Source organism: Streptomyces sp. UC4497 (genome assembly GCF_054871485.1).
This window is the reverse complement of record NZ_JBTYHB010000054.1, coordinates 1-25,163: the sequence shown is the minus strand read 5'-3', so window position 1 is coordinate 25,163 and position 25,163 is coordinate 1. Positions and strand designations below refer to the sequence as shown.

The 25,163-nt window shown below is 71.2% G+C and carries 22 protein-coding genes and 2 pseudogenes; 10 read left to right on the top strand and 14 right to left on the bottom strand.

Annotated elements, in window-relative coordinates:
* Window positions 1–3: 3 nt before the first annotated feature.
* From ACYSUO_RS40010 to ACYSUO_RS39985, 6 genes and pseudogenes are all read right to left on the bottom strand, one after another.
* Complete coding sequence (locus ACYSUO_RS40010; RefSeq protein ID WP_461781119.1) at window positions 4–549, bottom strand: TetR/AcrR family transcriptional regulator; 546 nt, start codon at window positions 547–549, stop codon at window positions 4–6.
* A 10-nt stretch (window positions 550–559) separates the two neighbouring features.
* Complete coding sequence (locus tag ACYSUO_RS40005; protein ID WP_461781118.1) at window positions 560–1,141, bottom strand: sugar O-acetyltransferase; 582 nt, start codon at window positions 1,139–1,141, stop codon at window positions 560–562.
* A gap of 107 nt (window positions 1,142–1,248) precedes the next feature.
* The gene (locus ACYSUO_RS40000) at window positions 1,249–1,587 is read right to left on the bottom strand and encodes a DUF3817 domain-containing protein (protein WP_461781117.1); all 339 of its coding nucleotides are present in this window, start codon (window positions 1,585–1,587) and stop codon (window positions 1,249–1,251) included.
* Window positions 1,588–1,654: 67 nt separating this feature from the next.
* Window positions 1,655–2,164, bottom strand: coding sequence for a MarR family winged helix-turn-helix transcriptional regulator (locus ACYSUO_RS39995; RefSeq protein ID WP_461781116.1), 510 nt, complete (start codon window positions 2,162–2,164; stop codon window positions 1,655–1,657).
* Window positions 2,165–2,185: 21 nt separating this feature from the next.
* Window positions 2,186–3,187, bottom strand: a pseudogene (locus ACYSUO_RS39990) (MFS transporter); the annotation flags it as partial.
* A gap of 162 nt (window positions 3,188–3,349) precedes the next feature.
* Window positions 3,350–3,631, bottom strand: a pseudogene (locus ACYSUO_RS39985) (MFS transporter); the annotation flags it as partial.
* A 76-nt stretch (window positions 3,632–3,707) separates the two neighbouring features.
* On the opposite strand from ACYSUO_RS39985, the gene ACYSUO_RS39980 reads away from it, so the two are divergent.
* Entirely contained in the window at window positions 3,708–4,700 is a 993-nt protein-coding gene (locus tag ACYSUO_RS39980; protein WP_461781115.1) for a DUF5937 family protein, read from the top strand.
* Window positions 4,701–4,809: 109 nt separating this feature from the next.
* Entirely contained in the window at window positions 4,810–5,889 is a 1,080-nt protein-coding gene (locus tag ACYSUO_RS39975) for a glycoside hydrolase family 6 protein (RefSeq protein ID WP_461781114.1), read from the top strand.
* Window positions 5,890–5,968: 79 nt separating this feature from the next.
* Here the strand turns inward: ACYSUO_RS39975 and glxA are convergent, their stop codons facing one another.
* The 4 genes from glxA to ACYSUO_RS39955 form a co-directional block, all read right to left on the bottom strand.
* Window positions 5,969–7,924, bottom strand: a complete 1,956-nt coding sequence (glxA, locus tag ACYSUO_RS39970) for a radical copper oxidase GlxA (protein ID WP_461781113.1) — start codon at window positions 7,922–7,924, stop codon at window positions 5,969–5,971.
* A 3-nt stretch (window positions 7,925–7,927) separates the two neighbouring features.
* Window positions 7,928–9,697 (bottom strand): glycosyltransferase family 2 protein, encoded by a 1,770-nt coding sequence (locus ACYSUO_RS39965; RefSeq protein WP_461781112.1) that lies wholly within the window; start codon window positions 9,695–9,697, stop codon window positions 7,928–7,930.
* A gap of 212 nt (window positions 9,698–9,909) precedes the next feature.
* Window positions 9,910–10,203: an MTH1187 family thiamine-binding protein gene (locus ACYSUO_RS39960; protein ID WP_266714193.1), complete on the bottom strand. Its 294-nt coding sequence runs from the start codon at window positions 10,201–10,203 to the stop codon at window positions 9,910–9,912.
* Window positions 10,200–10,544 (bottom strand): DUF3817 domain-containing protein, encoded by a 345-nt coding sequence (locus ACYSUO_RS39955; protein ID WP_404083748.1) that lies wholly within the window; start codon window positions 10,542–10,544, stop codon window positions 10,200–10,202. The genes ACYSUO_RS39960 and ACYSUO_RS39955 overlap by 4 nt, the downstream gene beginning before the upstream one ends.
* Before the next feature lie 130 nt (window positions 10,545–10,674).
* On the opposite strand from ACYSUO_RS39955, the gene ACYSUO_RS39950 reads away from it, so the two are divergent.
* The 4 genes from ACYSUO_RS39950 to ACYSUO_RS39935 all read left to right on the top strand — a co-directional run bounded on the left by ACYSUO_RS39950 (window position 10,675) and on the right by ACYSUO_RS39935 (window position 13,368).
* Entirely contained in the window at window positions 10,675–11,313 is a 639-nt protein-coding gene (locus tag ACYSUO_RS39950) for an AIM24 family protein (RefSeq protein WP_426900907.1), read from the top strand.
* Window positions 11,313–11,972, top strand: a complete 660-nt coding sequence (locus ACYSUO_RS39945) for an AIM24 family protein (protein WP_461781111.1) — start codon at window positions 11,313–11,315, stop codon at window positions 11,970–11,972. Before ACYSUO_RS39950 ends, ACYSUO_RS39945 begins: the two co-directional genes overlap by 1 nt.
* A gap of 38 nt (window positions 11,973–12,010) precedes the next feature.
* Entirely contained in the window at window positions 12,011–12,757 is a 747-nt protein-coding gene (locus ACYSUO_RS39940; protein WP_461781110.1) for an AIM24 family protein, read from the top strand.
* A 134-nt stretch (window positions 12,758–12,891) separates the two neighbouring features.
* A complete protein-coding gene (locus tag ACYSUO_RS39935; RefSeq protein WP_461781109.1) occupies window positions 12,892–13,368 on the top strand; it encodes a MarR family winged helix-turn-helix transcriptional regulator in 477 nt (158 codons plus the stop codon).
* A 5-nt stretch (window positions 13,369–13,373) separates the two neighbouring features.
* Here the strand turns inward: ACYSUO_RS39935 and ACYSUO_RS39930 are convergent, their stop codons facing one another.
* Together ACYSUO_RS39930 and ACYSUO_RS39925 are read right to left on the bottom strand one after the other, a co-directional pair.
* Window positions 13,374–14,789: a sensor histidine kinase gene (locus tag ACYSUO_RS39930; RefSeq protein WP_461781137.1), complete on the bottom strand. Its 1,416-nt coding sequence runs from the start codon at window positions 14,787–14,789 to the stop codon at window positions 13,374–13,376.
* A gap of 14 nt (window positions 14,790–14,803) precedes the next feature.
* Complete coding sequence (locus ACYSUO_RS39925; protein WP_404268041.1) at window positions 14,804–15,475, bottom strand: response regulator transcription factor; 672 nt, start codon at window positions 15,473–15,475, stop codon at window positions 14,804–14,806.
* Between the two features lie 137 nt (window positions 15,476–15,612).
* Between ACYSUO_RS39925 and ACYSUO_RS39920 the strand changes: the two genes are divergently transcribed.
* Window positions 15,613–16,245, top strand: coding sequence for a PepSY domain-containing protein (locus ACYSUO_RS39920; RefSeq protein ID WP_461781108.1), 633 nt, complete (start codon window positions 15,613–15,615; stop codon window positions 16,243–16,245).
* 632 nt (window positions 16,246–16,877) lie between these two features.
* Here the strand turns inward: ACYSUO_RS39920 and meaB are convergent.
* Both meaB and ACYSUO_RS39910 read right to left on the bottom strand, forming a co-directional pair.
* Complete coding sequence (gene meaB, locus ACYSUO_RS39915; protein ID WP_461781107.1) at window positions 16,878–17,834, bottom strand: methylmalonyl Co-A mutase-associated GTPase MeaB; 957 nt, start codon at window positions 17,832–17,834, stop codon at window positions 16,878–16,880.
* A 59-nt stretch (window positions 17,835–17,893) separates the two neighbouring features.
* The gene (locus tag ACYSUO_RS39910) at window positions 17,894–19,096 is read right to left on the bottom strand and encodes an acetyl-CoA C-acetyltransferase (protein WP_461781106.1); all 1,203 of its coding nucleotides are present in this window, start codon (window positions 19,094–19,096) and stop codon (window positions 17,894–17,896) included.
* Window positions 19,097–19,233: 137 nt separating this feature from the next.
* Here ACYSUO_RS39910 and mce point away from each other — a divergent pair, with 137 nt between their 5' ends.
* The 3 genes from mce to ACYSUO_RS39895 all read left to right on the top strand — a co-directional run bounded on the left by mce (window position 19,234) and on the right by ACYSUO_RS39895 (window position 25,031).
* Window positions 19,234–19,674 (top strand): methylmalonyl-CoA epimerase, encoded by a 441-nt coding sequence (mce, locus tag ACYSUO_RS39905; protein ID WP_461781105.1) that lies wholly within the window; start codon window positions 19,234–19,236, stop codon window positions 19,672–19,674.
* Window positions 19,675–19,916: 242 nt separating this feature from the next.
* Window positions 19,917–23,903, top strand: coding sequence for a polarized growth protein Scy (scy, locus tag ACYSUO_RS39900; protein WP_461781104.1), 3,987 nt, complete (start codon window positions 19,917–19,919; stop codon window positions 23,901–23,903).
* Between the two features lie 192 nt (window positions 23,904–24,095).
* The gene (locus ACYSUO_RS39895; RefSeq protein ID WP_426900925.1) at window positions 24,096–25,031 is read left to right on the top strand and encodes a coiled-coil domain-containing protein; all 936 of its coding nucleotides are present in this window, start codon (window positions 24,096–24,098) and stop codon (window positions 25,029–25,031) included.
* The last annotated feature ends 132 nt before the right edge of the window (window positions 25,032–25,163 follow it).

Here is a 25,163-nt window from a genome sequence, read left to right as displayed (position 1 = left end):
GGTCTACATGACCGTGAGGCGCCGCACCGCCTCACCGGTCAGTTCGCGGGTGTACGGCTCGGCCCCGCCCAGCGCCCGGTGCAGGGCGAGCCCCTCGATGAGGGCGTCCAGCTGCCGCGTCGTGGCCGGGGTGAAGTGCCGCTCCAGAAGCTGCCTGCTGCGTGCCATCCATGCCCGTGTCAGCTCCCGGTATTCCGGGCGGCGGGCGGCGAGGGTGTAGAGCTCCTGCGTGAGGACCAGGTCGCGCCGGGGGCCTTCGGAGAGCACGTGGATCAGCTCCGTGACGGCCTCCCGCGCCTCGTCCGCCGTCTCCACGCCCGCCAGGTGGCGCTCGAAGACGGCCACGATGTGGTCGGCGAACCCGGTGAACGCCTCGCGCAACAGGTCGTCGATACCGGCGAAGTGGTACGTCATCGAGCCGAGCGGCACCCCGGCGCGCGCGGCGATCTTCCGGTGCGAGACCCCCGCGACGCCCTCGTCGGCGATGTGGTCGAGCGTCGCGGCGAGAATGCGCTCGCGGCGCTTCGGGTCCGCCTGTCCTGTGGCCATGCCGCGCGCCTCAGATGTCGCGGATCGGCCGGGCGGGGTTGCCGACCGCGACGACGTTCGCCGGTACGTCCTTGACGACCACGGCGCCCGCGCCGATCACGCTGTTGTCGCCGATGGTCACGCCCGGGCAGACGATGACGCCGCCGCCGAGCCAGACGTTGTCCCCGATGATGATGGGCAGCGCGGCCTCCAGCTTGTCGCGCCGGGGGCCGGGCTCCACCGGGTGGGTGGGCGTGAGGAGTTGGACGCCGGGGCCGATCTGGCAGTCCTCGCCGATGGTGATGCGGGCGACGTCGAGGGCGGTGAGCCGGTAGTTGACGAAGGTGCGGGCGCCGATGGAGATGTTGCTGCCGTAGTCGACGTACAGCGGCGGCCGCAGCTCGACGCCCTCGCCGACCGGGCCGAGCAGCTCCGCGAGCACCGGGGCCGCCTTGCCCGGGTCGTCGAGGAAGGCCTCCTCGTACCGGGCGGCGAGTCGCATGGCGCGCTGCTGGCGGGCGGCGATCTCCGGGTCGTCGGCGATGTAGAGGTCGCCCGCGAGCATCCGTTCCAGGTTGCTGCGCGGGTCGTCGGCGAAGTGGTCCGTGGGCATGCGGACGAACGTACACCGAGGAGCGTACGAACGTACACTCCTGGTCGAGAAAACGCGCGCATCCGCTCCGGAGAGGGACGCGCGCGAAGTCCGGTGCCCGACCGGGGTTACGCCTTGGCGAGGTTCGCTTCGTCGCCGGCGACCTTGCCCTCGAGCTCCGCGGAGATCTTGCGCTCCACGAAGAAGGCGGCGGTCGGGATGGTGCCCGCGATGAGCACCCACAGCTGCTTGCCGACCGGCCACTTGGCCTTGGAGCCCAGGTCGAAGGCGAAGACCAGGTACACGACGTACAGCCAGCCGTGCGCGATGGCGATGACGCGCGTGACGTCCGCGGCGCCGTCCATGCCGAGCGCGTACTTGGCGATCATGCCGAGGCAGAGGAGGACCAGCAGCACACCGGTGATGTAGGCCATGATCCGGTAGCGGGTCAGCACGGATTTCTTCATGGGTCGAGGGTAACCGCCCGTTTTGCGCGATCTTCGGGCGGGCCGGGTGGACGGCGCCTCCCGGGGATCACTCGTCCGTGAAGTCCTTCGCCGCCACCCGCAGAGGGCGCAGCATCGCGAAGATCTCGCCGCACTCCTCCGCGTCGTAGACGCCGAGGCCGAAGTCCATCGCCATCAGGTCGCGGGTGGCCGCGTCGACGACCTCGCGGCCCTTCTCCGTGATGGTGGCGAGCGTGCCGCGCCCGTCGTTGGGGTTGGGGCGCTTGTCGACGAGGCCGGACTTCACGAGCCGGTCGACCGTGTTCGTCACGGACGTGGGGTGCACCATGAGCCGCTCACCGATCTTCGACATGGGCAGCTCGCCCGCCTTGGAGAAGGTGAGCAGGACCAGCGCCTCGTAGCGCGCGAAGGTGAGCCCGTACGGCTTGACGACCGCGTCGACCTCGGCGAGCAGGATCTGGTGCGCACGCATGATCGAGGTGATCGCGCCCATGGACGGCACGGACCCCCAGCGCTGCTTCCAGAGTTCGTCGGCGCGGGCGATCGGATCGAAGGGGAGAGAGAGGGGCTTCGGCACGTCCCCGACCTTACCGGGCGGTCATATGGCGGTCAGCCCCGTCTCGGCCTTTGGGCCCACGGAGCGCGCCGAAGCCCGTACTTCCAGGGCGAGCGCCGCGCAGCACAGCCCGCCGACGAGCCCCGCGCCCGCCACCACCGTGGACACGTCGAAGACCTCGGCGGCCGCCCCGGCGAGCGCGGTCCCCACGCCCTGGATGGTCATCAGGCCCGCGTTGTGCAGCGTCATGGCCCGGCCGCGCAGCTCCTCGGGCACCGCGTCCACGAACCAGCGGTCGAGCCCGAGCGTGTACGCGGATCCGGCCCCGGCGAGCAGCAGGAGCACCACCGCCCAGGCGAGGCCGGGCACCACCGCGTAGCCGATGAGCGGGAGCAGGGTCACCGACGCGAGCGGCAGCGCGATACGGGAGCGGGCCGACGGCGAGAGCAGCGAGCCCGCGGCGAGTTCGCTCGCGACGGTCCCCACGGCCATCGAGCACATCAGGAACCCGACGGCCGCCGGACCTGCCCCGATCTCGTCCACGTACGCCGCCGCGAGCGCCTCCGGCGCGATCACGAACATGGGCGGCACCCAGAGCAGGAGGAGCAGGGCGCGGATGCGGCGGTGGCCGAGGACCTGGCGGGCGCCGGCCAGCGAGTACCGCAGCAGGGCGCCCTCTTCGCCCTTTTCCCGCGCTCGCGCGGGGCGGGCCTTCGTGCCCAGGCGCAGCAGGGTCGCCGAGCACAGGAAGGTGACGAGGGTGACGGTGAGCGCGCCGCGCGGGGACACGACCGTGAGGAGTACGCCGCCGAGGCCGAAGCCGACGAGGACCGCGCTCTGCGACACGATGCGCAGCAGCGAGCGGCCGAGCACGAACAAATCGCCGTCCCCGAGCACATCGGTGAGCGTGGCCATGCGGGTGCCGTTGAACACCGGCGACACGAGCGCGATGACACAGCGCAGCGCGAGCAGTCCGCCGACCGGGTTGGCCGGCAGCGCCATCAGCGCCGCGCACCCGGCGCACACGAGGTCGCAGACGACTAGGGCCTGTCGTTTGGATCAGGCCGGATCAGGGAGCGGGGTCTGGTGCGTGCGATCGCAAGGCGGAGGAGGGAGTCGACGCGGAGCGTCGGCGACCGACGACAACGCCGCGAGCGTGCGTGCCAGGCCCCGCGAGCCCGGCCTGATCCAAACGACAGGCCCTAGCACCCGCCGCGCCGGGAACCGGTCGGCGATCCCGGACAGCAGCGTCCCGCCGACGAGGTACGGCAGGAAGCCGAGCGTAAAGGTGAGCGCGCTGAGCAGCGGCGACCCGGTCAGCCCGTACACGAGCACGCTGAGCGAGATCTCCGCGACGACGACGCCGAAGAGGGAGGCGGCGTGCGCGAGGAACACCGCACGGAACTCGGCGATACGGAACAGCTTTGTGTACCCGGGGCGTTCGCGGGCCTTGTCGCCGGCCCCTGCACTGGTCGTGTCGCTGGTCATGGGCCGCACCCTGCCGCCCGCTCCGCGCCGGTCGTACTGTTTCGGCCTGCGGCGAATGTTGTGGGGAGGGGGCGGGATGCCGTTGCATCTTCGGTTCGGGCAGGAGGATCTGCTGCGGTGCCGGTTCGCGATCTCGCCGCTGTGGGAGACGCAGGAGGCGATCCGTACGCTCAGGCGTCCTGACCGGCAGGGCTATCACCTGCCGTGGCTGCGCCGGATCCGGGACGCCGCGCGGGGGCTCGACCTGGCGCCGGTCTGGCTGCTGATGCCGCAGCGGGGGCACACCCCCGACTTCCTCGGCCCGCCCCCGATCGGCCCCGCGGCCACCTTCGACGAGGAGATCGCCGCGTTGCGGGCGACCGGGCCCGACGAGGCGCTGCACGGCATCACCCAGTCGTTGGCGTGCACTCCGGGCGCCGCCGGCACCCCGCTCGGCCGCTCCCTGCTCGCCGAACCGGCGCGCGCCGTACGGGAGTTGGCGGATCTCGTGGAGCGGGCCTGGCACGTCCTGGTCGAACCCGACTGGCCCCGGCTGCGGGCGCTGCTCGAAGCGGACGTGGCGCACCACTCGCGGCGCCTCGCCGAGGTCGGCCTCGAAGGACTGCTCCGGGAGCTGCATCCCCGGGTCGGCTGGGAGCCCGGCACGCTCACCCTCACCGCCCGCGCGAGCGAGCACAGTCGGGACCTGGACGGCCGGGGTCTGGTGCTGCTGCCCAGCGTCTTCTGCTGGCCGGACGTGGTCAGCGGCTTCGATCCGCCGTGGCAACCCACCGTCGCGTACCCGGCGCGGGGTGTCGGCGCTCTGTGGTCCGCGCCGGCCGCGAGGGCCCCCGACTCGCTGGCGAACCTGCTCGGCCGGGGCCGCGCCGACGTGCTGTGCGCGCTCGCCGAACCCGCCTCGACCAGCGCGCTCGCGCACCGGCTCGGCCGGGCGCCGTCGTCCGTGTCGGCGCATCTGGCGGCGCTGCGCGCGGCGGGGCTGCTCTCGTCGCGGCGCCACGGGCACCAGGTGCTGTACGAGCAGACGCCCCTGGGCAGCGCGCTCGTGACGGGCGATCAGGGCGCCTGACGCGGCGCCTAATGCACGGCGGGACGACAACCCTGTGCAACGATTGCCCGGTATTTACGCTTTCGTACGCCTTTCTACGCCCTGTACGCGCTCCGAACCAGGGGGCAGGATGCCCGTCCCACCCGCCCACACGCCCGCCCGTACCCCCACCCGCGCCTTCGCGCTCACCGGCGCCGCGATCCTGCTGTCCACCTTCGTCATCGGCTGCTCCGACGGCGGTGGCGGTGGCGGCGCGGGCAGCAGCGGCGGCGGTCGCGACTCCGCAGCGGAGGCCGCGCGGCGCACCGCCCCGTCCGGCGCCCCCAGCGACTCCTCGCCGTTCTGGGTCGACCCGGACTCCGACGCCGCCGACCAGGTCGCGAAGTGGAAGCGGGAGGGGCGCGGCTCCGACGCCGCCATGATCGAGCGGATCGCCGCGCACCCGCAGGCGATGTGGGCGCCGGGCGACTACCCGCGCCCGCCGATCTCCGAGGCCGCAGCGCAGGCCGGGAAGGCGGGCAAGACGCTGGTGCTGGTCGCGTACAACATCCCGCACCGCGACTGCGGGCAGCACTCGGCGGGCGGGGCGCACAGCGCGGACTTCTACCACCAGTGGATCGACGCGTTCGCCTCCGGCATCGGGAAGGCGAAGGCCGTCGTCGTCCTCGAACCGGACGCGATCGCGCACATCGTCAGCGGCTGCACTCCCAAGCAGTACGACGACGAGCGGTACGAGCTGATGTCGTCGGCGGTCGACCGGCTGAAGCGGCAGCCGAACACGAAGGTGTACGTCGACGCAGGGAACCCGGCGTGGATCCCCGACGCGAACAAGCTGGTGGAGCCGTTGCGGCGGGCCGGGGTCGGGAAGGCGGACGGGTTCTCCCTGAACGTGTCCAACTTCCAGACGGACAAGGCCAGCGCGGCGTACGGCCGCCGGCTGTCCGGTCTGCTCGACGGCGCGCACTTCGTGGTCGACACGAGCCGCAACGGTGCGGGGCCCTACGGGGACGGGCAGGGCGACGCGTGGTGCAACCCGCCGGGCCGCGCGCTCGGCTCCGCCCCGACCACGAGGACGGGCGACGCGCTGCACGACGCGAACCTGTGGGTGAAGCGGCCGGGCGAATCGGACGGCAAGTGCCGTGGCGGCCCCGCCGCGGGGACCTGGTGGGCGGACTACGCGTTGGGGTTGACGCGAAACGCCAAGCGCTGAGCCCCGCCGGGGTCGGGGTCGCGGGGCTCTGCCCCGGACCCCGCGCCTCAATCGCCGGCGGGGCTGTATTTGCCGGCGTCTACTCCACCTGGATCCACTTCGCCTCGGACGAGACCCCGTCCGCGTCGGACACGAACACCATGTACCAGCCCGGAGGGACCAGCGTCTTGTCCTTGGGGACGTCCAGCGTCACCGAGCCCTTGGACTTCGTGACGTCGAGGGCGATCGAGCGCTGTTCCACGTCCGTCGTGTGGGTCACGGCGGACGGCCGCATGAGGCGGGCCTTGACGATGCCGTCCGCGTCCTTCGTGCGGAACGTGGCCCGCCCGCTCGCCGGAAGCGTCTCGGGGCCCGCGCCGAGGACGGGCCGCTGGTCGCCGCCGCGGTGCAGCGCGGGCGGCGTGTAGATCTCCATGCGCTGCTCGAAGTGGCCGAGCTTGGTGTTCTGCTGGTTGTCGTAGAGCGGGTCGGAGCCGAAGCTGGCGACCCGGCCGTCGGGCAGCAGCAGCGCCTCCGAGTGGTAGTTGCGGCCGACCTTGGGGGCGGCGGCCTCCTGGAAGGCGTTCTGCTGGGGGTCGTAGAACTGCGCCTTGTGGATGTTGCTGGCGCTGCGGCCGCGGTAGTCCTTGGAGCCGTTCGTCGTGAAGACGGAGTCGTCCGGCATGATGACGGAGTTCAAGTAGCGGGTGCCCTGAGGGAGTTGGGGCCCGGTCTGGAAGGAGGGGTTCTCCTTCTTCAGGTCCACGACCGCCGTGCGGGACGTCGACTTCTTGGACTCGCCGACACCGCCGCCGCCGAGAATCATGAACCGCTGGTCCTGCGCGGGCGGCAGCAGCAGCGAGGACGAGGTCTCCGTCTGGTCCGTGTCGGTGAGGCCCGGGACCTTCTCGAACTTGTTGGTCTTCAGGTCCCACAGGCCGGGGACGCGCCCCTTGGTGGCGGGGCCGTAACCGGCGTTCGAGGCCGGGTAGAAGAGCTTGCCGCCCTTGGTGAGGAAGAGCGCCGGGTAGGTCGGGAAGTAGCGCTTGGGGCCCATCGACCACTTCTTGGTCTTCGGGTCGTAGATCTCGTTGTCGCCGGGGTCGATCATGCCGACGTCGTCGAGCCCGGAGACCGCGAGCACCTTGCCGTCCTCCAGACCGACGAGCGTGGGGTACCAGCGGGCCTTCTCCATCGGGTCGACCGGCACGTACCGCTCGGCGACGGGATCGAACTCGTACGCCTCCTTGATCCCCTGGAAGTCCTGCTTCTCCATGGTGATCTTCTCGGAGAGGCCGTACGTGTTGTCGGCGTCCTTGCCGCGCAGGCCCTCGATCTCGTACTGGGCGTTGTCGTCGGTGACGTACTGCTCGCCCTGCTGGGCGGCCTCGACGAAGACGCGGGCCTCGCTCGCCGTGATCTTCGTCTTCCACGGCTGCATGACGCCGGCGGCGTTGCGCTGCCGGTCGAAGGTGCGCTTCGCCCTGGGCACGGTGACGTCGAACTTCGAGACGTACTGGGTGCCGGAGGGAGAGCGGAACGTGGTCCCCTTCTTCAGGTGCACCGCCTTGTCGGGGCTCTCGTTCTTGACGCGCATGCCGCCGCCGGCCTTCTCGACCTCGCCGTCGAGCCGCTCGTAGCGGGCGGTGCCGCCCGCCACCAGGAGCCGTCCGCCGGGGAGTTGGGCGTGGCCGCCGCAGAAGAAGTCGGCGGGGGTGGGGATCTTCTTGAAGGTGTTCGCCTTCGGGTCCCACAGGACGGTGTCAAAGGTGCCCGCGTCGAACTTCTTCTGCTCGTTGCCCGAGCCCGCGACGATGAGGACCTTGCCGGTGTGCAGGAGCGCGGCGTGGATGGCGTTGGTACGGTACTCCTCGGGGATGTCGATCTGCGACCAGGAGCCGTACTTGGCCTTGTAGCCGGGCTGGGCGATCTTCCAGTCCTCGTACCGCTCGCTGGCGAAGGTCCAGGCGGCCGGGGCGTTCAGGCCGACGAGGAGGGCGACGCCGCCCGCTCCGAGGACGGTCTTCCTCGTCCGGCGCGAAGGTCTGTGGGCCATGGGTCAGTTGCCTCCTGTGGTCGACGTGCTGGGGGTCGCCGGCTGCACGGCCCGGACCCGTTCGACCTCCGCCCTCCTGGCGGTCGCGGCTGCCGCGGCCTCGCGGCGCTGCGAGGCGAACCACACGACGGGCGGCGCGAGCGCGATGCACAGGGCGAGGACCGCCCAGGTGCGCATGGCCACGTGGGTGTGGTCGAGGACGACGGACGCCACGAGCGACGTGGCGAGCACGCCCGCCCAGCACAGATGGATACGGAAGGTCAGCGGCTGGTCGGCGCTGGCGTCGCCGCCCTTGGGGGTGACGACGAAGCGGCTGGGGCGGCCGAGAAGGGCCGCGCCGAGCGACTTGAGGTAGATGGGCGCGGAGATCGCCGACATTCCCATGCCGGCGAGGCCGCCCGAGCCCTCGGGTTCGTGCGGCGAGACGTTGTGCCGCCGGTTCCAGAGGTAGAGGCCGATCTGGAGGGCGGCCGCGTCGCTGTAGAGCATGAGCCACACGGACGCGGAGACCTGCGTGCCGGAGGCGCCCGTCCACAGGAACAGCACGCAACTCAGCACGCCGAGGAGCCAGTTGACGGCCGTCATCGGGTAGTAGACGAGCATCATCGAGTACGAGAAGAGGCGGCCGGGCGGCATCGAGGCCGGCGCCTTCCAGTACTGCCGGAACAGCGTCTCGTACGTGCCGCGCGACCAGCGGGTCTGCTGGGTGAAGAAGTCCGTCCAGGAGGCGGGGCCCTCGCCGACCGCGAGCACGTCGGGCGTGTAGACGGAGCGCCAGCGCTCGTTGGTGTCCGGGTTGCGGTGGCGGTGGATCTCGAAGCCGGTCGCCATGTCCTCGGTGATCGAGTCGACGAGCCCGCCGATCTGCTTCAGGGCGGAGATCCGTACGACGTTGTTGGTGCCGACGAACATGGGGGCGCGGTAGCGGTTGCCGGCGCGCTGGATCAGGGCGTGGAAGAGGAACTGCTGGGACTCGGCGGCCTTGGTGACCGGGGAGTCGTAATTGCCGTAGACCTGCGGGCCGACGACGAACGCGACGTCGGGGTCGCGGAAGTAGCCGAGCATCCGCTCCAGGAACTCGGGGTGCGGCACGTGGTCGGTGTCGACGGAGGCGAAGAAGTCGTAGTCCGCGCCGTACGCGGCGAGCCAGGCGTTGTAATTGCCGTGCTTGGTACGGGTCTTGTGGGGGCCCTTCTTCTGGTTCCACTCCGGGATGCCCTTGCGGCTGAAGTGGTGGACGCCGAGCCGGTCGCAGAGCCTCCGCACGTCCGGGTCGTCGCCCTCGTCCAGGAGCCAGACGTCCAGCGGGCCATCGTGCGTGATGCGCACGGCGCCCTCGAGGGTGGCCCGCACCATGGCGAGGGGTTCCTTGCCGGGGACGTACGTGGTGAGGAACGCGACGCGGGTGCCGGGCTCGGCGCGGACCGGGACCGGGTCCCTGGCGACCATCGTCGCGTGGGCGATGGAGATGACGTTGACGACCATGAACAGCTCGATGAGCCCGATCGCGACGAGCATCACGATGTCGAGCGAGACCAACCACCGCTCGCCGCCCTCGCGTTCCACCCAGTGGGTGGGCCACACCAGGTACACGAGGAGTGCCCCGGTGAGCAGGGGCGCGAGCGTCATCAGCAGGACGGCTCGTATTCGGTGGGGCTCGTTCGCCAGAAGCGAGGTGTACTGCACCCGGTAATCGCCGTCGCCGGGCGGCTCGGTGAGCGGCCCGGCGAGCCGGCTGTAGGTGTCGTAGTCATAGCCCTCGTCAGGCCGCACAGCGCCCTCCAGGATCTGGTGTTCGACCGTCTCGGTACCCCAACAAAAGGGGACTTTCCCGGGCGTGTCGACCAGAGGGGCGCGTACGAGTGAGGTATGGGGAGGGCTACGCCAGTCAGCCGCCGGACAGGTGGCGCCGCACGGTTTCCCCGGCCACAAAAGCGACCGGCCCGGCACCCCGCAGGGGTCCGGGCCGGAATGGCAGCGCGCAGCTACTCGGAGAGGTGGCGCTCGACCGTGTCGACCTTCGAGGTCAGGCCGTCCGTCACCCCGGGGCGGATGTCCGCCTTCATGACGACCGACACGCGCGGCGCGCGCGCCTCGACCACCGCGACGGCGCGCTTCACCACCGCCATCACCTCGTCCCACTCACCTTCCACGGAGGTGAACATCGCGTCGGTGCGGTTCGGGAGGCCGGATTCGCGGACCACGCGGACCGCTTCGGCGACGTACTCCCCCACGTCCTCGCCGACCCCGAGCGGGGTCACGGAGAAGGCGACGATCATGCGTTCACGACACCTTCCTGGCGCGCGCGGCCCGCGATCACCGCGGCCTCGCCCTCGCGCTTGAGCTTGCGCTCGGCGAAGAAGCCGCCGGTGGGCAGGACCGAGAGGACGAAGTAGAGCGCGGCCGTGCCGAAGCTCCACTTCGTACGGTTCCAGGCGTCGAGCCAGAAGATCACGTACAGGACGAAGAGGACGCCGTGGACCATGCCCATCACGGGCACCGCGTTGAAGTCCGTCGTCCGCTTCAGGACCGAGCAGATCAGCAGCAGCAGGAAGGAGACGGCCTCCGGGGCGGAGACCAGGCGGAGGCGTCGGAGGGCGGAGGCGGTCTTGAGGTCCACGGTGCACCTTCGGCTAAGCGGGGCGGACGGTCGTTGATCTTGTGAATGTACGCACAAGCGTTTTCCCATTGTGGCATCGCGCCGATGGAGCCCTGTCGGCGGGCTCTCCTTGGCGGTTACCGTCGACCTCGTGGCTACGTTCCGACTGCAGGGCAGCAAGGTGCTGGCCGTCGACATGAGCGGCGACAGCGTGAAGGCGAAGAACGGCTCGATGGTCGCCTACGACGGCCGGATGGCGTTCAAGAAGCTGAGCGGGGGTGGCGAGGGGATCCGGGGCATGGTGACCCGGCGCGTCACCGGCGAGCAGCTGACCGTGATGGAGGTCAAAGGGGAGGGCACCTGCTGGTTCGCGGACCGGGCGAGCGAGATCAACCTCGTCGGACTGCGCGGCGACAAGCTCTACGTCGAGTCGAGCAACCTGCTCTGCACGGACGCGGGACTGCGCACCGGCACCTCCTTCACCGGCGTCCGCGGCGCCTCCCAGGGCAACGGCCTGTTCACGACGACCGTCGAGGGCCACGGGCAGGCGGCGATCATGAGCGAGGGCCCGGCCGTCGTGCTGCGCGTCGGCCACGACTACCCGCTGACCGTCGACCCCGGCGCGTACATCGCGCACCAGGGCAACCTGCGGCAGTCGTTCCAGTCGGGCGTGACCTTCCGTACGTTCCTGGGAGAGGGCGGCGGCGAGGCCTTCCAGATCCTCTTCGAGGGCGACGGGCTCGTCTACGTACAGCCCAGTGAGCGGAACACGATCGCGGGGGATGTGTGATGCCGGCACCGGGCTTCCGAGAGATCAACTCGAAGATGGTCGAGGCGACCGTCGTGCCGGGGCAGCGGCTCTACAGCCAACGCGGCGCGATGCTCGCGTACCAGGGCGACGTCTCCTTCACGCCCAACGTCCAGGGCGGACAGGGCGGGGTGATGTCCATGATCGGGCGGCGGGTCGCGAACGAGTCGACGCCGCTGATGACCGTCGAGGGCAGCGGCACCGTGCTGTTCGGGCACGGCGGCCACCACGTGCAGGTGATCACGCTGTCCGGCGACACCCTGTACGTGGAGGCGGACCGCCTGCTCGCCTTCGACGGTGCGCTGCGCCAGGGGACGATGTTCCTGGGCGCGCAGGGCGGCGTGATGGGCATGGTGCGCGGCCAGGTCTCCGGGCAGGGCCTGTTCACGACGACGCTGCAGGGCCACGGCTCGGTGGCGGTGATGGCGCACGGCGGGGTCATCGAGCTCCCGATCACTCCCGGCCGGTCGGTGCACGTCGACCCGCAGGCGTACGTGGCGCACCAGGGCGACGTACGCAACAAGCTGTCCACGGCGCTCGGCTGGCGGGACATGGTGGGGCGGGGCAGCGGCGAGGCGTTCCAGCTGGAGCTGAGCGGGAGCGGCGCGGTGTACGTACAGGCGTCGGAGGAGAAACTGTGAGCACCCACACCGCCGGGGGTCCGGCGATCTTCGACCCCATGACCCTGCCGGTCGACGACAACGTCAACGCGTACACCTTCTGCGTGGAGCTGCGGGGCAGCCAGTGGTTCCTGCAGAAGGGGAAGATGATCGCCCACTACGGGCGGATCGACTTCAACGGCATCGGGCACGGCCGGCTCGACCGGCTCGTGCGCACCTCGTTCCACTCGCCGCTGCACGCGAGCGACTGGGTGGTCGCGGAGGGCAGCGGCAAGATGCTGCTCGCGGACCGGGCGTTCGATGTGAACTCGTACGACCTCGACAACGGGAACCTGACCATCCGCGCGGGAAATCTGCTCGCTTTTCAGCCAACTCTCGCGCTGAAGCAATCCATCGTTCCCGGCTTCCTCACACTCATTGGCACTGGCAAATTCGTCGCGGCATCAAACGGTCCGGTTGTGTTCATGGAGCCGCCGATCCGGGTTGATCCACAGGCGCTCGTCGGCTGGGCCGACTGCCCCTCGCCCTGCCACCACTACGACCACGGATACCTGACGGGCGTGATCGGCGGTCTACGTGCGATGACGGGCGTCGGCGGGGTCTCGGGCGAGGAGCATCAGTTCGAGTTCGTGGGCGCCGGGACGGTGCTCCTGCAATCCAGCGAGTCGTTGATGCCCGAACAGTCGGTGGGTGACGTACCTCACCAGGGAGGAGTTCCCGGTGGACCGGGGGCGTCCACGGGTCAACCGGGGGCACCGCGTCTTCCCGGACAGCTCGGCGACCTCCAGCGTCGCTTCGGGCTGTGAGCGGTAGTCTGCGGAGTGTGACGTCGAACGCGTGACCCCATTACGTTCTGGTCCGCACCCCTCGGGTGCCCGGGGTGCGCAGTGTCACCCCCCACATTCGTTCGCCTTTCAACTTCTTAGGTAGAATCGATTCCATGGAGACCGAGACGGCCACGCCGTGGCTGACCGACGAGGAGCAGTGCGCCTGGCGCACCCACCTGGAGGTCAACAGACTGCTCAATTACCAGCTGGAGAAGGATCTCCAGCCCTTCGGCCTGACGATGAACGACTACGAGATCCTCGTGAACCTCTCCGAGGCCGAGGATCTCCGGATGCGGATGAGCGACCTCGCGGCCGCGACCCTGCAGTCCAAGAGTCGGCTCTCGCATCAGATCACCCGCATGGAGAACGCGGGCCTGGTCCGCCGTGAGAACTGCGAGTCGGACCGCCGGGGCCTCTACACCGTGCTCACCGACTACGGCATGGAGACCATGCGGAAGGTCGCCCCGCACCACGTGGCGTCCGTCCGCAGACACTTCGTGGACCTGATCTCCCCGCAGGAGCTGGGCGCCCTGCGCCAGGCCCTGTCCCCCATCGCGGAACACCTGCGTTCGCAACGCGGCAAACCGTAAATCCGTCAGCCGGAGGGCAGCGCGAGCTCGAAGAGCGCCCCGCCCTCCGGCGCGGAACGCACCGTGAGCGAGCCACCGTGCCGCTCCGCCACGTCCCGGGCGATGGCGAGACCGAGACCGGCCCCGCCGCCGTCCCGGGTGCGCGCGTCGTCGAGCCGTACGAACCGCTCGAAGATCCGCTCCCGCTCGTCCTCCGGCACGCCCTGCCCGTCGTCGGCGACCCTCAGCAGCACCCGGCCGTCCTCCGCGCGCACCGCCACCCGGACCCCGGCGCGGGCGTGCCGCTGCGCGTTGTCCACGAGGTTGCCGAGGACCCGTGCCAACTGGCCGCGGGAGCCGCTGACCTGAGGCACCGCCGCCACGTCCACGGCGACGGGGACGCGGTCGCCGACGCGCTGGGACAGCTCCTCGCGCACCAGGGCGCCCAGGTCGACCTCGCCGCCGCCGGGCTTCTCCCCCGCGTCGAGCCGGGCCAGCAGGAGCAGATCGGCGGCCAGTTCCTGGAGCCGCACCGTGTCCTCGACGGCGCCGTCCACATCGAGCAGCTCCGGGTGGGCCGCGCCGACTTCGAGCTGGGTGCGCAGCGAGGCGATCGGGCTGCGCAGCTCGTGCGAGGCGTCGGCGACGAAGCGGCGCTGGCGCTCCACGGAGGACTCCAGCGCGGCGAGCGTCTCGTTCGTGGTGCCGGCGAGCCGGGCCACCTCGTCGTGGGTGTCCGGTTCCGGCACCCGCCTTCCCAGGTCCTGCGACGCCGTGATCGCGGCCATCTCGGCGCGGATGCCCTCCACGGGCCGCAGCGCGCGCCGGGTGACCAGGTACGTCACGCCGCCCACGATGACGAGCAGCACGGGGAAACCGATCAGCATGGAGGTCAACGCCGTGCTGACCGCGCCCTGTTCGGCCTCGCGGGAGGCGCCCGCGTGGACCGTCAGATCCCCGTACGCGGTGTCCTCGACCTCGACCGCGGCGAACCGGTAGTCGGCGCTGTCGCCGTCGATGGTGGCGCTGCCGTCGGTGTAGTCGGTGTCGTTGGAGACGCTGCCGTTCTGTTGGCTTTCGTTCTGTTGATCTCCCCCGTCGTCGCCGTCGTCGTCGGGGCGTGCCGCGACGGGCTTCACGGTGCTCACGCCGGTGCCGGAGATCTTCTCCAGGTCCTCGGACGTGGCCAGCACCCTGTTGTCCTCGTCGACGACCTGGACCGGGTCCTCGTCGTCCAGGTCGAGCGCGTCGGGCGCGGTGCCGGTGGCCAGGGAGGTGGCGACGCGGCGGGCGGTGGCATCGGCGTCGCGGCCCGCCTGCTCGGTGAGGTTGCCGCGCAGCGAGAGCAGCACGGTGGCGCCGGCCGCGACCAGGGCCACCGCGACCACGAGGGTGGCGGCGAGGGCGGCGCGGGCCCGTACGGAGCTGAAGGGCCTCCTCAGCCTGCTCATCGCGCTCATCGGGGCGCCTCGAGTCGGTATCCGGCGCCGCGCACCGTGCGGATGAGGGAGGCGCCGAGCTTGCGCCGCAGAGCGCTCACGTACACCTCGACGATGTTCGGGTCCCCCTCGTACGCGAAGTCCCATACGTGGTCGAGGATCTCGCTCTTGGACACGACCTCACCGGCGCGGGTCACGAGCTGCTCGAGGACCGCGAACTCCTTGGTGGTGAGCGCGACTTCGCCGTCCTCGGCGTGGGTGACGCGGCGCGCGGCGGTGTCGACGGCGTAGGGCCCGACGGTGTGCACGGGGCTCGCGCCACCGGCGCTTCCCCGGCGCCGCAGCAGCGCCTTCACGCGCGCGACCAGGACCACGTACGAGAACGGCTTGGTCAGGTAGTCGTCGGCGCCGGTGTCGAGCCCCTCGGCCTCGTCGTACTCGCCGTCCTTCGCGGTCAGCATCAGGATCGGCACGTCGTTGCCGGCGGCGCGCAGGGCGGCGCAGACCCGGTAGCCGTTCATGCCGGGCAGCATGATGTCGAGCACGACCAGGTCGTACGCCGCCTCGCTCGCCTGGTGCAGGCCTTCCAGGCCGTCGTGGACCACGTCCACGGCGTAGCCCTCGGCGGTGAGCCCCTTGGCGAGCGACAGGGCGAGCCGCTTTTCGTCCTCGACGATCAACAAGCGCATGTGAGCAAGGGTGGCAGGTCGAACCTGAAGAACCCTTCAGGGTCCTTCAGCGGGGCTTCAGGGTCGTCCGGGCAGTGTGTTTCTCGAAGGACGGACAGGGCGGCCCGAAGCCGCCCCACCAACCACGGGAGAAGCTCATGAAGCGCCGTACCACTGTCATCTCCGCCATCGCCGCCGTGGCCCTGCTCGGCGGAGGCACGGCCACCGCGTTCGCGGTCACCGGCGACGACGGCTCGTCGAGCGCGGCCCAGTCGTCCGTGCGGGTCAAGGACGACGACGGCGTGAGCGACAAGCAGGAGGAGATCAACGAGGTGAAGGGCGCCCAGGTGAAGGCCGAGGACGCCATCGCCGCCGCCCTGAAGCACACGTCCGGCACGGCCGTCGGCGCCGATCTCGACTCCGACGACGGCCGGCTCGTCTGGGACGTCGACGTGATCGGCTCCGGCAACAAGTGGCAGCACGTCGAGGTCGACCCGGGCACGGGCAAGGTGCTGGGCTCCCACACGGAGCGCGACGACGACGGTGACGACAGTGCCTCCCGGGTCGCGGCGACCCTGAAGGACGCGTCGACGTCGGCCGAGGACGCGGCGAAGGCCGCGGGCTCGAAGGGCACGGTCACGTCGGTGGACGCGGACGACGACGGCTCGGTCAAGGTCTGGGAGGTCGAGACGACGTCGGCGAACGGGGCGGAGCACGACTGGCACGTGGACTTCCAGTCGGGTGCGGTGTCCGTGGACCACTCGTCGGACGACGACGGCGACGACGACTGACGCCTACCGGGCACCGGGGCGGGGCGGGGCCACGAGGCTCCGCCCCGGTCCGCGTTGGGCCACCCCAGGGCGGGGCGGGGCGCGACGGCTCAGCCCACCCCGCTGACGGCAACGACTTTGCCTCCGCCCATCTCCCACCCACCCGCCCCCTCCGGGGGCGTCGGCCCGACGGGGCACCGCACGTCTTCCCACCCTGAACCGGCGTTACGCCCTCGGGGCTCCGCTGCTCAATCGCCGCAGGGGCTTAAATTGGCCCACCCGCCACTGAGGCCCGATTGTGCGCACCCACCGCGGGGCGAGGCATGAGATGCCGCCCCGCGCCTTGGGCAATCTGCCGCCCAGTACGGCTCCCCACCCACTGCGGTCGGCCGCCACCGCCTTGGGCAATCCGCCGCAAGCACAGCTCCCCACCCGCTGCGGTCAGCCGCCACCGCCTTGGGCAATCTGCCGCAAGCACGGCTCCCCACCCACTGCGGTCAGCCGCCACCGCCTTGGGCAATCTGCCGCCTTGGGCGGCAGGGTGGGCAAGGCGGCCCCCGGTGCAGGCCGCACGTCACGAAGGCGCCGACCCCGGTGCAGGTAAACGCCCCGGCGCAGGCCACACCCACCTCGAGCGCCGACCCCGGCACCGGTCACTGACCCGTCAGGCCCGCCACCAACTCGTCCGCCGCCCGGTACGGGTCCAAGTCGCCGGAGACGATGCGCGCGGCCAGGGCGCCGAGGCGGCGGTCGCCGGAGAGGTCGCCGATGCGTTCGCGCAGCGCCGTCACGGCGATCGTCTCGACCTCGCGGGCGGCCCGTGCCGCGCGCCGCTCGGCGAGGACACCCCGCTCCTCCATCCACGCCCGGTGCTTCTCCAGCGCCTCGACGACCTCCTCGACGCCCTCCCCGCGCGCGGCGACCGTCTTCACGATCGGCGGGCGCCAGTCACCGGGGGCGCGGGACTCACCGAGACCCAGCATGTGGTTCAGCTCGCGAGCCGTGGCATCCGCCCCGTCCCGGTCGGCCTTGTTGACCACGTAGACGTCACCGATCTCCAGGATTCCGGCCTTGGCTGCCTGGATCCCGTCACCCATGCCGGGCGCCAGCAGGACCACCGACGTGTCCGCCTGCGAGGCGATCTCGACCTCGGACTGACCGACGCCGACCGTCTCGACGAGTACGACGTCGCAGCCCGCCGCGTCCAGGACGCGGATCGCCTGCGGCGCCGCCCATGCGAGGCCGCCCAGATGACCCCGCGTAGCCATCGACCGAATGTAGACCCCGGGGTCGGACGCGTGCTCCGACATCCGGACCCGGTCACCAAGCAGCGCGCCCCCGCTGAACGGCGACGACGGGTCGACGGCAAGCACGCCGACCCGCTTCCCGGCCCGCCGGTACGCACTCACGAGCGCCGACGTCGAGGTCGACTTGCCGACACCCGGCGAACCGGTGAGCCCGACCACGTAGGCCCCACCCGTGAGCGGAGCCAACGCGGCCATGACCTCGCGCAGCTGCGGGGACGCCCCCTCCACCAGCGAGATCAGCCGGGCCACGGCACGCGGCCTGCCCTCCCTCGCCTGCGCGACCAACGTGGGGACGTCCTGCATCACAGCTCCGTTCACCAGTTCTCGTACACCGACGAAGACGTCATTCGAATCCGAAGGCGTTATGCCTTGGGTACCCGCACGACCAGCGCGTCACCCTGACCGCCGCCACCGCACAGGGCCGCCGCCCCGACACCGCCGCCGCGCCGCTTCAGCTCCAGGGCGAGGTGCAGCACGATGCGCGCGCCGGACATCCCGATCGGGTGACCCAGCGCGATGGCCCCGCCGTTGACGTTCACCTTTTCCGAGGACACTCCGAGGTCCTTCATTGACTGCACGGCGACCGCCGCGAAGGCCTCGTTGATCTCGATGAGGTCGAGGTCCTCGACGCCGATGCCCTCCTTCTTGAGTGCGTGCTGGATGGCGTTCGAGGGCTGCGACTGCAACGAGTTGTCCGGTCCCGCGACGTTGCCGTGCGCGCCGATCTCGGCGATCCAGTCAAGCCCCAGCTCCAGCGCCTTCGCCTTGCTCATGACCACGACCGCGGCGGCGCCGTCCGAGATCTGCGAGGAGGTGCCGGCGGTGATCGTGCCGTCCTTGGCGAAGGCCGGACGCAGCTTGCCGAGGGACTCCGCGGTGGTCTCCGCGCGGATGCCCTCGTCCTTGCTGAAGACGACCGGCTCACCCTTGCGCTGCGGGATCTCGACGGGCGTGATCTCGGCCTCGAAGATGCCGTTCTTCTGCGCCGCGGCGGCCCGCTGGTGCGACAGGGCGGCCACCTCGTCCTGCTCGGGACGGGCGATGCCGAGGCGCGTGTTGTGCTTCTCCGTCGACGCGCCCATCGGGATGTTCTCGAAGGCGTCGGTGAGGCCGTCGTGCGCCATCGCGTCGAGCATCTCGACCGCGCCGTACTTGTAGCCCTCACGGGACTTCGGCAGCAGGTGCGGCGCGTTCGTCATGGACTCCTGGCCGCCGGCCACGACCACGTCGAACTCACCGGCGCGCACGAGCTGGTCGGCCAGCGCGATGGCGTCGAGCCCGGACAGACACACCTTGTTGATCGTGAGCGCCGGGACGTTCATCGGAATGCCCGCCTTGACCGCGGCCTGGCGCGCCGGGATCTGCCCCGCCCCGGCCTGCAGCACCTGGCCCATGATCACGTACTGCACCTGGTCGCCACCGATTCCCGCACGGTCGAGGGCGGCCTTGATCGCGAAGCCGCCGAGGTCGGCTCCGGAGAAGGACTTGAGCGAGCCGAGCAGACGGCCCATGGGCGTCCGCGCGCCCGCGACGATCACTGACGTGGTACCGGTCGTTCCTGACATGAGGCACGGCCCCTTGGAGGTGAGATGTGAACGAGGGTTTACTCGAATGTACTGACCGGTATGGCGCACGTCATCGCCACGGCGGTGTGATCGCGCGCACGTTGCGTAACCACCTCGAACCGCGCTGCACTTACAGCATGCTGACGCGAATCGACCACATCGGGATCGCCTGCTTCGACCTCGACAAGACCGTCGAGTTCTACCGGGCCACGTACGGCTTCGAGGTGTACCACTCCGAGGTCAACGAGGAGCAGGGCGTACGCGAGGCCATGCTCAAGGTCAACGAGACGAGCGACGGGGGCGCCACCTACCTCCAGCTGCTCGAACCCACCCGCGACGACTCCGCCGTCGGCAAGTGGCTGGCCAAGAACGGCGAGGGTGTGCACCACATCGCCTTCGGTACGGCCGACGTCGACACGGACGCCGCGGACATCAAGAACAAGGGCGTACGCGTCCTCTACGACGAGCCCCGACGCGGCTCGATGGACTCCCGCATCACGTTCCTGCACCCCAAGGACTGTCACGGCGTACTGACCGAACTCGTCACTGCAGCCCCGAAGGACTCGGTGGAGCACTGACCTCCACATAGCCGGGCCGGTAGGGTTGTGGGGCGGCTGCCGTCTCCAACGGCCAGTCGCGGGCCGGGGTCCGGGTATCGGGGGACGAGGGTCGGGGCAAGTCGGGCAGCACACGGCATCAGCCGTAACGGTCCGACGGCGCCGTCCCATTCGATCTGACACCATTCCCCGGGGGCGCCGTTCGCGGGATGGGCGGGGCTCGTAAGAAGAACTTGCGACCAGGGGACGGATGGGACCGCGCAGTGCGGGGCTATGAGAGCCAGGACGGCCGACGGCCGGCTGAGACCGACCATCTCTCGCGGTTCGAAGCCGAGATGGACCGGCTGAAGACCGATCGGGAGAAGGCCGTCCAGCACGCCGAGGACCTCGGCTACCAGGTGGAGGTGTTGCGCGCCAAGCTGCACGAGGCGCGCCGCAGCCTCGCGTCCCGGCCTGCCTACGACGGGTCGGACATCGGCTACCAGGCCGAGCAGCTCCTCCGTAACGCGCAGATCCAGGCCGACCAGCTGCGCGCCGACGCCGAGCGCGAACTGCGCGAGGCCCGCGCGCAGACCCAGCGGATCCTCCAGGAGCACGCCGAGCAGCAGTCCCGGCTCCAGTCCGAGCTGCACACGGAGGCCGTCAACCGGCGCCAGCAGCTCGACCAGGAACTCTCCGAGCGCCGCCGCACGGTCGAGACGCACGTCAACGAGAACGTGCAGTGGGCCGAGCAGCTGCGCGCCCGCACCGAGCAGCAGGCCCGCCGCCTCCTCGACGAGTCGCGCGCAGAGGCCGACCAGGCGCTCGCCGCCGCCCGCGCCGAGGCCGAGCGCGTCGCCGACCAGGCCCGCCGGCGCCTCACCTCGGAGGCCGAGGAGGCGCGCGCCGAGGCGCAGTCGATCCTGGCCCGCGCCCGGCAGGACGCCGAGCGCCTGCTGAACGCCGCGTCGACGCAGGCGCAGGAGGCCACCGACCACGCCGAGCAGCTGCGGACGTCGACGAGCGAGGAGTCCGAGCAGGCCCGCCGCCGGTCCGGCGAGCTGAGCCGCGCCGCCGAGCAGAAGATCGCCGAGGCGGACAGCGCGCTGCGCGAGGCCCGCGCCGAGGCCGACAAGGTGCTCGCGGAGGCGAAGGACGCCGCGGCCAAGCAGCTCGCGACCGCCGAGTCGACCAACGAGCAGCGCACCCGTACCGCCAAGGAGCAGGTGGCCCGCCTGGTCCAGGAGGCCACCAAGGACGCGGAGGCCACGAAGTCGGAGGCCGAGCAGGTCGTCGCCGACGCGCGCGCCGAGGCCGAGAAGCTGATCGCCGAGGCCAAGGAGAAGGCCCGTACGGTCACCGCCGAGGAGACCGCGGGCGAGCTCGCGAAGGCCGCGCGCACCGCGGAGGACGTGCTCAACAAGGCGTCCGAGGAAGCCAAGGCGACGACGAAGGCGGCGGCCGACGAGGCCGAGCGGCTCCGCGCCGACGCCGAGGCCGAGGCGGACCGGCTGCGCGCCGAGGCGCACGATCTGGCGACGGAGCTCAAGGGCGCGGCCAAGGACGACACCAAGGAGTACCGCGCCAAGACCGTCGAGCTCCAGGAGGAGGCGCGCAGGCTGCGCGGCGAGGCCGAGCAGCTGCGGGCCGAGGCCGTCGAGGAGGGCGAGCGGATCCGGGCCGAGGCCCGCCGCGAGGCCGTCCAGCAGATCGAGGAGTCGGCCAGCACCGCCGAGCAGCTGCTCGCCAAGGCGAAGGCGGACGCCGACGAGCTGCGGACCGCCGCGACGACGGAGAGCGAGCGCGTCCGTACGGAGGCCATCGAGCGGGCCACGTCGCTGCGCAAGCAGGCCGAGGAGACCCTGGAGCGCACGCGCGCGGAGGCCGAGCGGTACCGCACCGAGGCCGAGGAGCAGGCCGAGGCCACCCGGGCCGAGGCGGAGCGCGCGGCGCAGGAGCTCAAGGACGAGGCCGAGCAGGCCATGCGGGCCAAGCAGGAGGAGGCGGCCCGCGAGCTGACCCGCCTGCACACGGAGGCCGAGGAGCGCCTGACCGCGTCGGAGACGGCGCTGAACGAGGCGCGGGAGCAGGGCGAGACGCTGCGCCGCGAGGCCGCCGACGAGGTCGAGCGGCTGCGCGCGGAGGCCGCCGAGCGCGCCCGTACGGTGCAGGCTCAGGCCGAGACGGAGGCCGAGCGCCTTCGTACGGAGGCCGCGGCCGACGCCTCGACGACCCGTGCCGAGGCCGAGAACGTCGCCGTACGACTGCGGTCCGAGGCGTCCAACGAGGCGGAGCGGCTCAAGACGGAGGCGCAGGAGTCCGCCGACCGGATCCGCGCCGAGGCGCAGACCGCCGCCGAGCGGATCGCCACCGAGGCCGCCGAGACGCTGGCCGCCGCGCAGGAGGAGGCGGCGCGGCGCCGCCGCGAGGCCGAGGAGACGCTCGGCAGCGCGCGCGAGGAGGCCGACCAGGAGCGCCAGCGGGCCCGCGAGCAGAGCGAGGAACTGCTCGCCGTGGCGCGCGCCCGCGTGGACGAGGCGCAGACCGAGGCCGCACGTCTGGTCGAGGAGGCGGACCAGCGGGCGACCGAGATGGTCTCCACCGCCGAGCAGACGGCTCAGCAGGTGCGCGACTCCGTGGCCGGGCTCCAGGAGCAGGCGCAGGAGGAGATCGCCGGGCTGCGGTCCGCCGCCGAGCACGCCGCTGAGCGCACCAGGACGGAGGCGCAGGAGGAGGCCGACCGGGTCCGCTCCGACGCCTACGCGGAGCGCGAGCGCGCCACCGAGGACGCGAACCGGGTCCGTTCCGAGGCCACCGCCGAGGCGGAGGCCGCCAAGGCGATGGCGGAGCGCACGGTTTCGGAGGCGTTCACCGAGGCGGAGCGGCTGCGCTCGGACGCGTCCGAGCACGCCCAGCAGGTCCGTACGGAGGCCTCCGATCTGCGCGCGGCAGCCGACCAGGACGCCTCACGCACCCGCGCGGACGCCCGCGAGGACGCCAACCGGATCCGCTCCGACGCGGCCGAGCAGGCCGACACGCTGATCACCGAGGCGACCACCGAGGCCGAGCGCCTGACGGCGGAGACCAACGCGGAGGCGGAGCGGGTCCGCTCCGAGTCCACGGCGAAGGCCGAGAAGCTCGTCGGCGACGCGACCACGGAGGCCGAGCGGCTGCGCGCCGAATCGACGGCCGCCGCCGAGCAGTTGACCAACGAGACGCGGGCCGAGGCCGAGCGCGTACGGACCGAGTCCGTCGCCAAGGCCGAGAAGCTGATCTCGGACGCGTCCGGCGATGCGGAGCGGCTGCGCGCCGAGGCCGCCGAGACGGTCGCCTCCGCGCAGCAGCACGCCGAGCGGATCCGCACCGAGGCGGAGCGCGTCAAGGCGGACGCCGCGGCGGAGGCCGAGAGCATCACGGCGGCCGCCCGCGAGGAGGCCGAGCGCACGCTGGACGAGGCCCGCAAGGACGCCAACAAGCGGCGTACGGAGGCCGCGGAGCAGGTCGACAAGCTCATCACGGAGTCCGCGACCGAGGCCGACAAGCTGACCCGCGAGGCGCAGGAGACGGCGCAGAAGACGACCGCCGACGCGGAGTCGCAGGCCGACACGATGGTCGGCGCGGCCCGCACGGAGGCCGAGCGTCTCGTCGCGGAGTCCACCGTCGAGGGCAACTCGATCGTGGAGAAGGCCCGTACGGACGCGGACGAGCTGCTCGTCGGCGCCCGCAGGGACGCGACGCAGATCAGGGAGCGCGCCGAGGAGCTGCGCGACCGGATCACGGCCGAGATCGAGGAGCTGCACGAGCGCGCGCGCCGCGAGTCGGCGGAGGCCATGAAGAACGCGGGCGAACGCTGCGACGCTCTGGTCAAGGCCGCGGAGGAACAACTTTCCGAGGCGCAGGCGAAGGCCAAGGAGCTTCTGAACGACGCGAATTCGGAGGCCGGCAAGGTCCGGATCGCGGCCGTGAAGAAGGCCGAAGGACTTCTCAAGGAAGCCGAGCAGAAGAAGGCCGAGCTGTCCCGCGAGGCGGACAAGATCAAGGCGGACGCCGAGCAGGAGGCCACCGCCATGATCGACAAGGGTCAGCGGGAGCTCGACGTGCTGGTCAGGCGCCGCGAGGACATCAATGCCGAGATCTCCCGTGTCCAGGACGTGTTGGAGGCGTTGGAGAGTTTTGAGGCTCCGTCCGGCGGGGGAGGCAAGGACGGCGGCGTCAAGGCGGGGGCTGCCGCGGGGGCCACACGTTCGGGTGGCAAGGGCTCGGAGGGCTAGCCTTTCGGCCAACTACCGTGCTCGCCAAGGACCTTTGGCCCTGTTCTGGCAAGCACTCCGTCCCTACGCCACTCAAAAGGGGTGACATTCTAGAGTCGAAGGCTGATCAATACGACATCTGCCCGATGACACGCCGCTACGCCCCCTAGGATTCCCCCTATCACCTCACCGGTCTCATTCGACAGGAACCCCATGAGCGACACTTCCCCCTACGGCTTCGAGCTTGTGCGGCGTGGGTACGACCGCGCTCAGGTGGACGAACGGATCTCCAAGCTCGTCTCCGACCGTGACAGTGCTCTTGCCCGTATCACTGCTCTGGAAAAGCGCATCGAGGAACTCCACCTCGAGACGCAGAACGCTCAGGCGCAGGTGAACGACGCGGAGCCGTCGTACGCCGGCCTCGGCGCCCGCGTCGAGAAGATCCTCCGCCTCGCCGAGGAGGAGGCCAAGGACCTGCGCGAAGAGGCCCGCAGGGCGGCCGAGCAGCACCGGGAGCTCGCCGAGTCCGCGGCCCAGCAGGTGCGCAACGACGCGGAGTCGTTCGCCGCCGAGCGCAAGTCCAAGGCCGAGGACGAGGGCGTTCGGATCGTCGAGAAGGCCAAGGGCGAGGCCACCGCGCTGCGCACCGAGGCGCAGAAGGACGCGCAGTCCAAGCGCGAGGAGGCGGACGCCCTCTTCGAGGAGACGCGCGCCAAGGCCGCCCAGGCCGCCGCCGACTTCGAGACGAACCTGGCGAAGCGCCGCGAGCAGTCGGAGCGTGACCTGGCCTCGCGTCAGGCCAAGGCCGAGAAGCGCCTCGCCGAGATCGAGCACCGCGCGGAGCAGCTCCGCTTGGAGGCCGAGAAGCTGCGCACGGACGCCGAGCGGCGCGCCCGCCAGACGGTGGAGACGGCGCAGCGTCAGGCCGAGGACATCGTCGCGGACGCGAACGCCAAGGCGGACCGTATCCGTAGCGAGTCCGAGCGCGAGCTGGCGGCGCTGACGAACCGCCGCGACTCGATCAACGCGCAGCTGACCAACGTCCGCGAGATGCTGGCCACCCTGACCGGTGCGGCGGTCGCCGCGGCGGGCGCCCCGGCGGAGGAGGAGCCCATCTCCCGCGGGGTTCCGGCGCAGCAGTCCCGATAGTTTTTCCACGCCGCGGGGGGGCCGATGGATGCCGGGGCCCCGCGCGGGAATTACCGCGTCGGCGGGGGGGCCCCACTTAAAGCCCCCCCCGCGCATTGTGGGCGGGGGGGGGGGGGGGGCCCCCCGCGGCCC

Coding starts and splice junctions, on each gene's coding strand:
- ACYSUO_RS40010 (WP_461781119.1), bottom strand. CDS start 549: ATGGCCACAGGACAGGCGGACCCGAAGCGCCGCGAGCGCATTCTCGCC.
- ACYSUO_RS40005 (WP_461781118.1), bottom strand. CDS start 1,141: ATGCCCACGGACCACTTCGCCGACGACCCGCGCAGCAACCTGGAACGG.
- ACYSUO_RS40000 (WP_461781117.1), bottom strand. CDS start 1,587: ATGAAGAAATCCGTGCTGACCCGCTACCGGATCATGGCCTACATCACC.
- ACYSUO_RS39980 (WP_461781115.1), top strand. CDS start 3,708: ATGCCGTTGCATCTTCGGTTCGGGCAGGAGGATCTGCTGCGGTGCCGG.
- ACYSUO_RS39975 (WP_461781114.1), top strand. CDS start 4,810: ATGCCCGTCCCACCCGCCCACACGCCCGCCCGTACCCCCACCCGCGCC.
- glxA (WP_461781113.1), bottom strand. CDS start 7,924: ATGGCCCACAGACCTTCGCGCCGGACGAGGAAGACCGTCCTCGGAGCG.
- ACYSUO_RS39960 (WP_266714193.1), bottom strand. CDS start 10,203: ATGATCGTCGCCTTCTCCGTGACCCCGCTCGGGGTCGGCGAGGACGTG.
- ACYSUO_RS39945 (WP_461781111.1), top strand. CDS start 11,313: ATGCCGGCACCGGGCTTCCGAGAGATCAACTCGAAGATGGTCGAGGCG.
- ACYSUO_RS39940 (WP_461781110.1), top strand. CDS start 12,011: ATGACCCTGCCGGTCGACGACAACGTCAACGCGTACACCTTCTGCGTG.
- ACYSUO_RS39935 (WP_461781109.1), top strand. CDS start 12,892: ATGGAGACCGAGACGGCCACGCCGTGGCTGACCGACGAGGAGCAGTGC.
- ACYSUO_RS39925 (WP_404268041.1), bottom strand. CDS start 15,475: ATGCGCTTGTTGATCGTCGAGGACGAAAAGCGGCTCGCCCTGTCGCTC.
- ACYSUO_RS39920 (WP_461781108.1), top strand. CDS start 15,613: ATGAAGCGCCGTACCACTGTCATCTCCGCCATCGCCGCCGTGGCCCTG.
- meaB (WP_461781107.1), bottom strand. CDS start 17,834: ATGCAGGACGTCCCCACGTTGGTCGCGCAGGCGAGGGAGGGCAGGCCG.
- ACYSUO_RS39910 (WP_461781106.1), bottom strand. CDS start 19,096: ATGTCAGGAACGACCGGTACCACGTCAGTGATCGTCGCGGGCGCGCGG.
- mce (WP_461781105.1), top strand. CDS start 19,234: ATGCTGACGCGAATCGACCACATCGGGATCGCCTGCTTCGACCTCGAC.
- ACYSUO_RS39895 (WP_426900925.1), top strand. CDS start 24,096: ATGAGCGACACTTCCCCCTACGGCTTCGAGCTTGTGCGGCGTGGGTAC.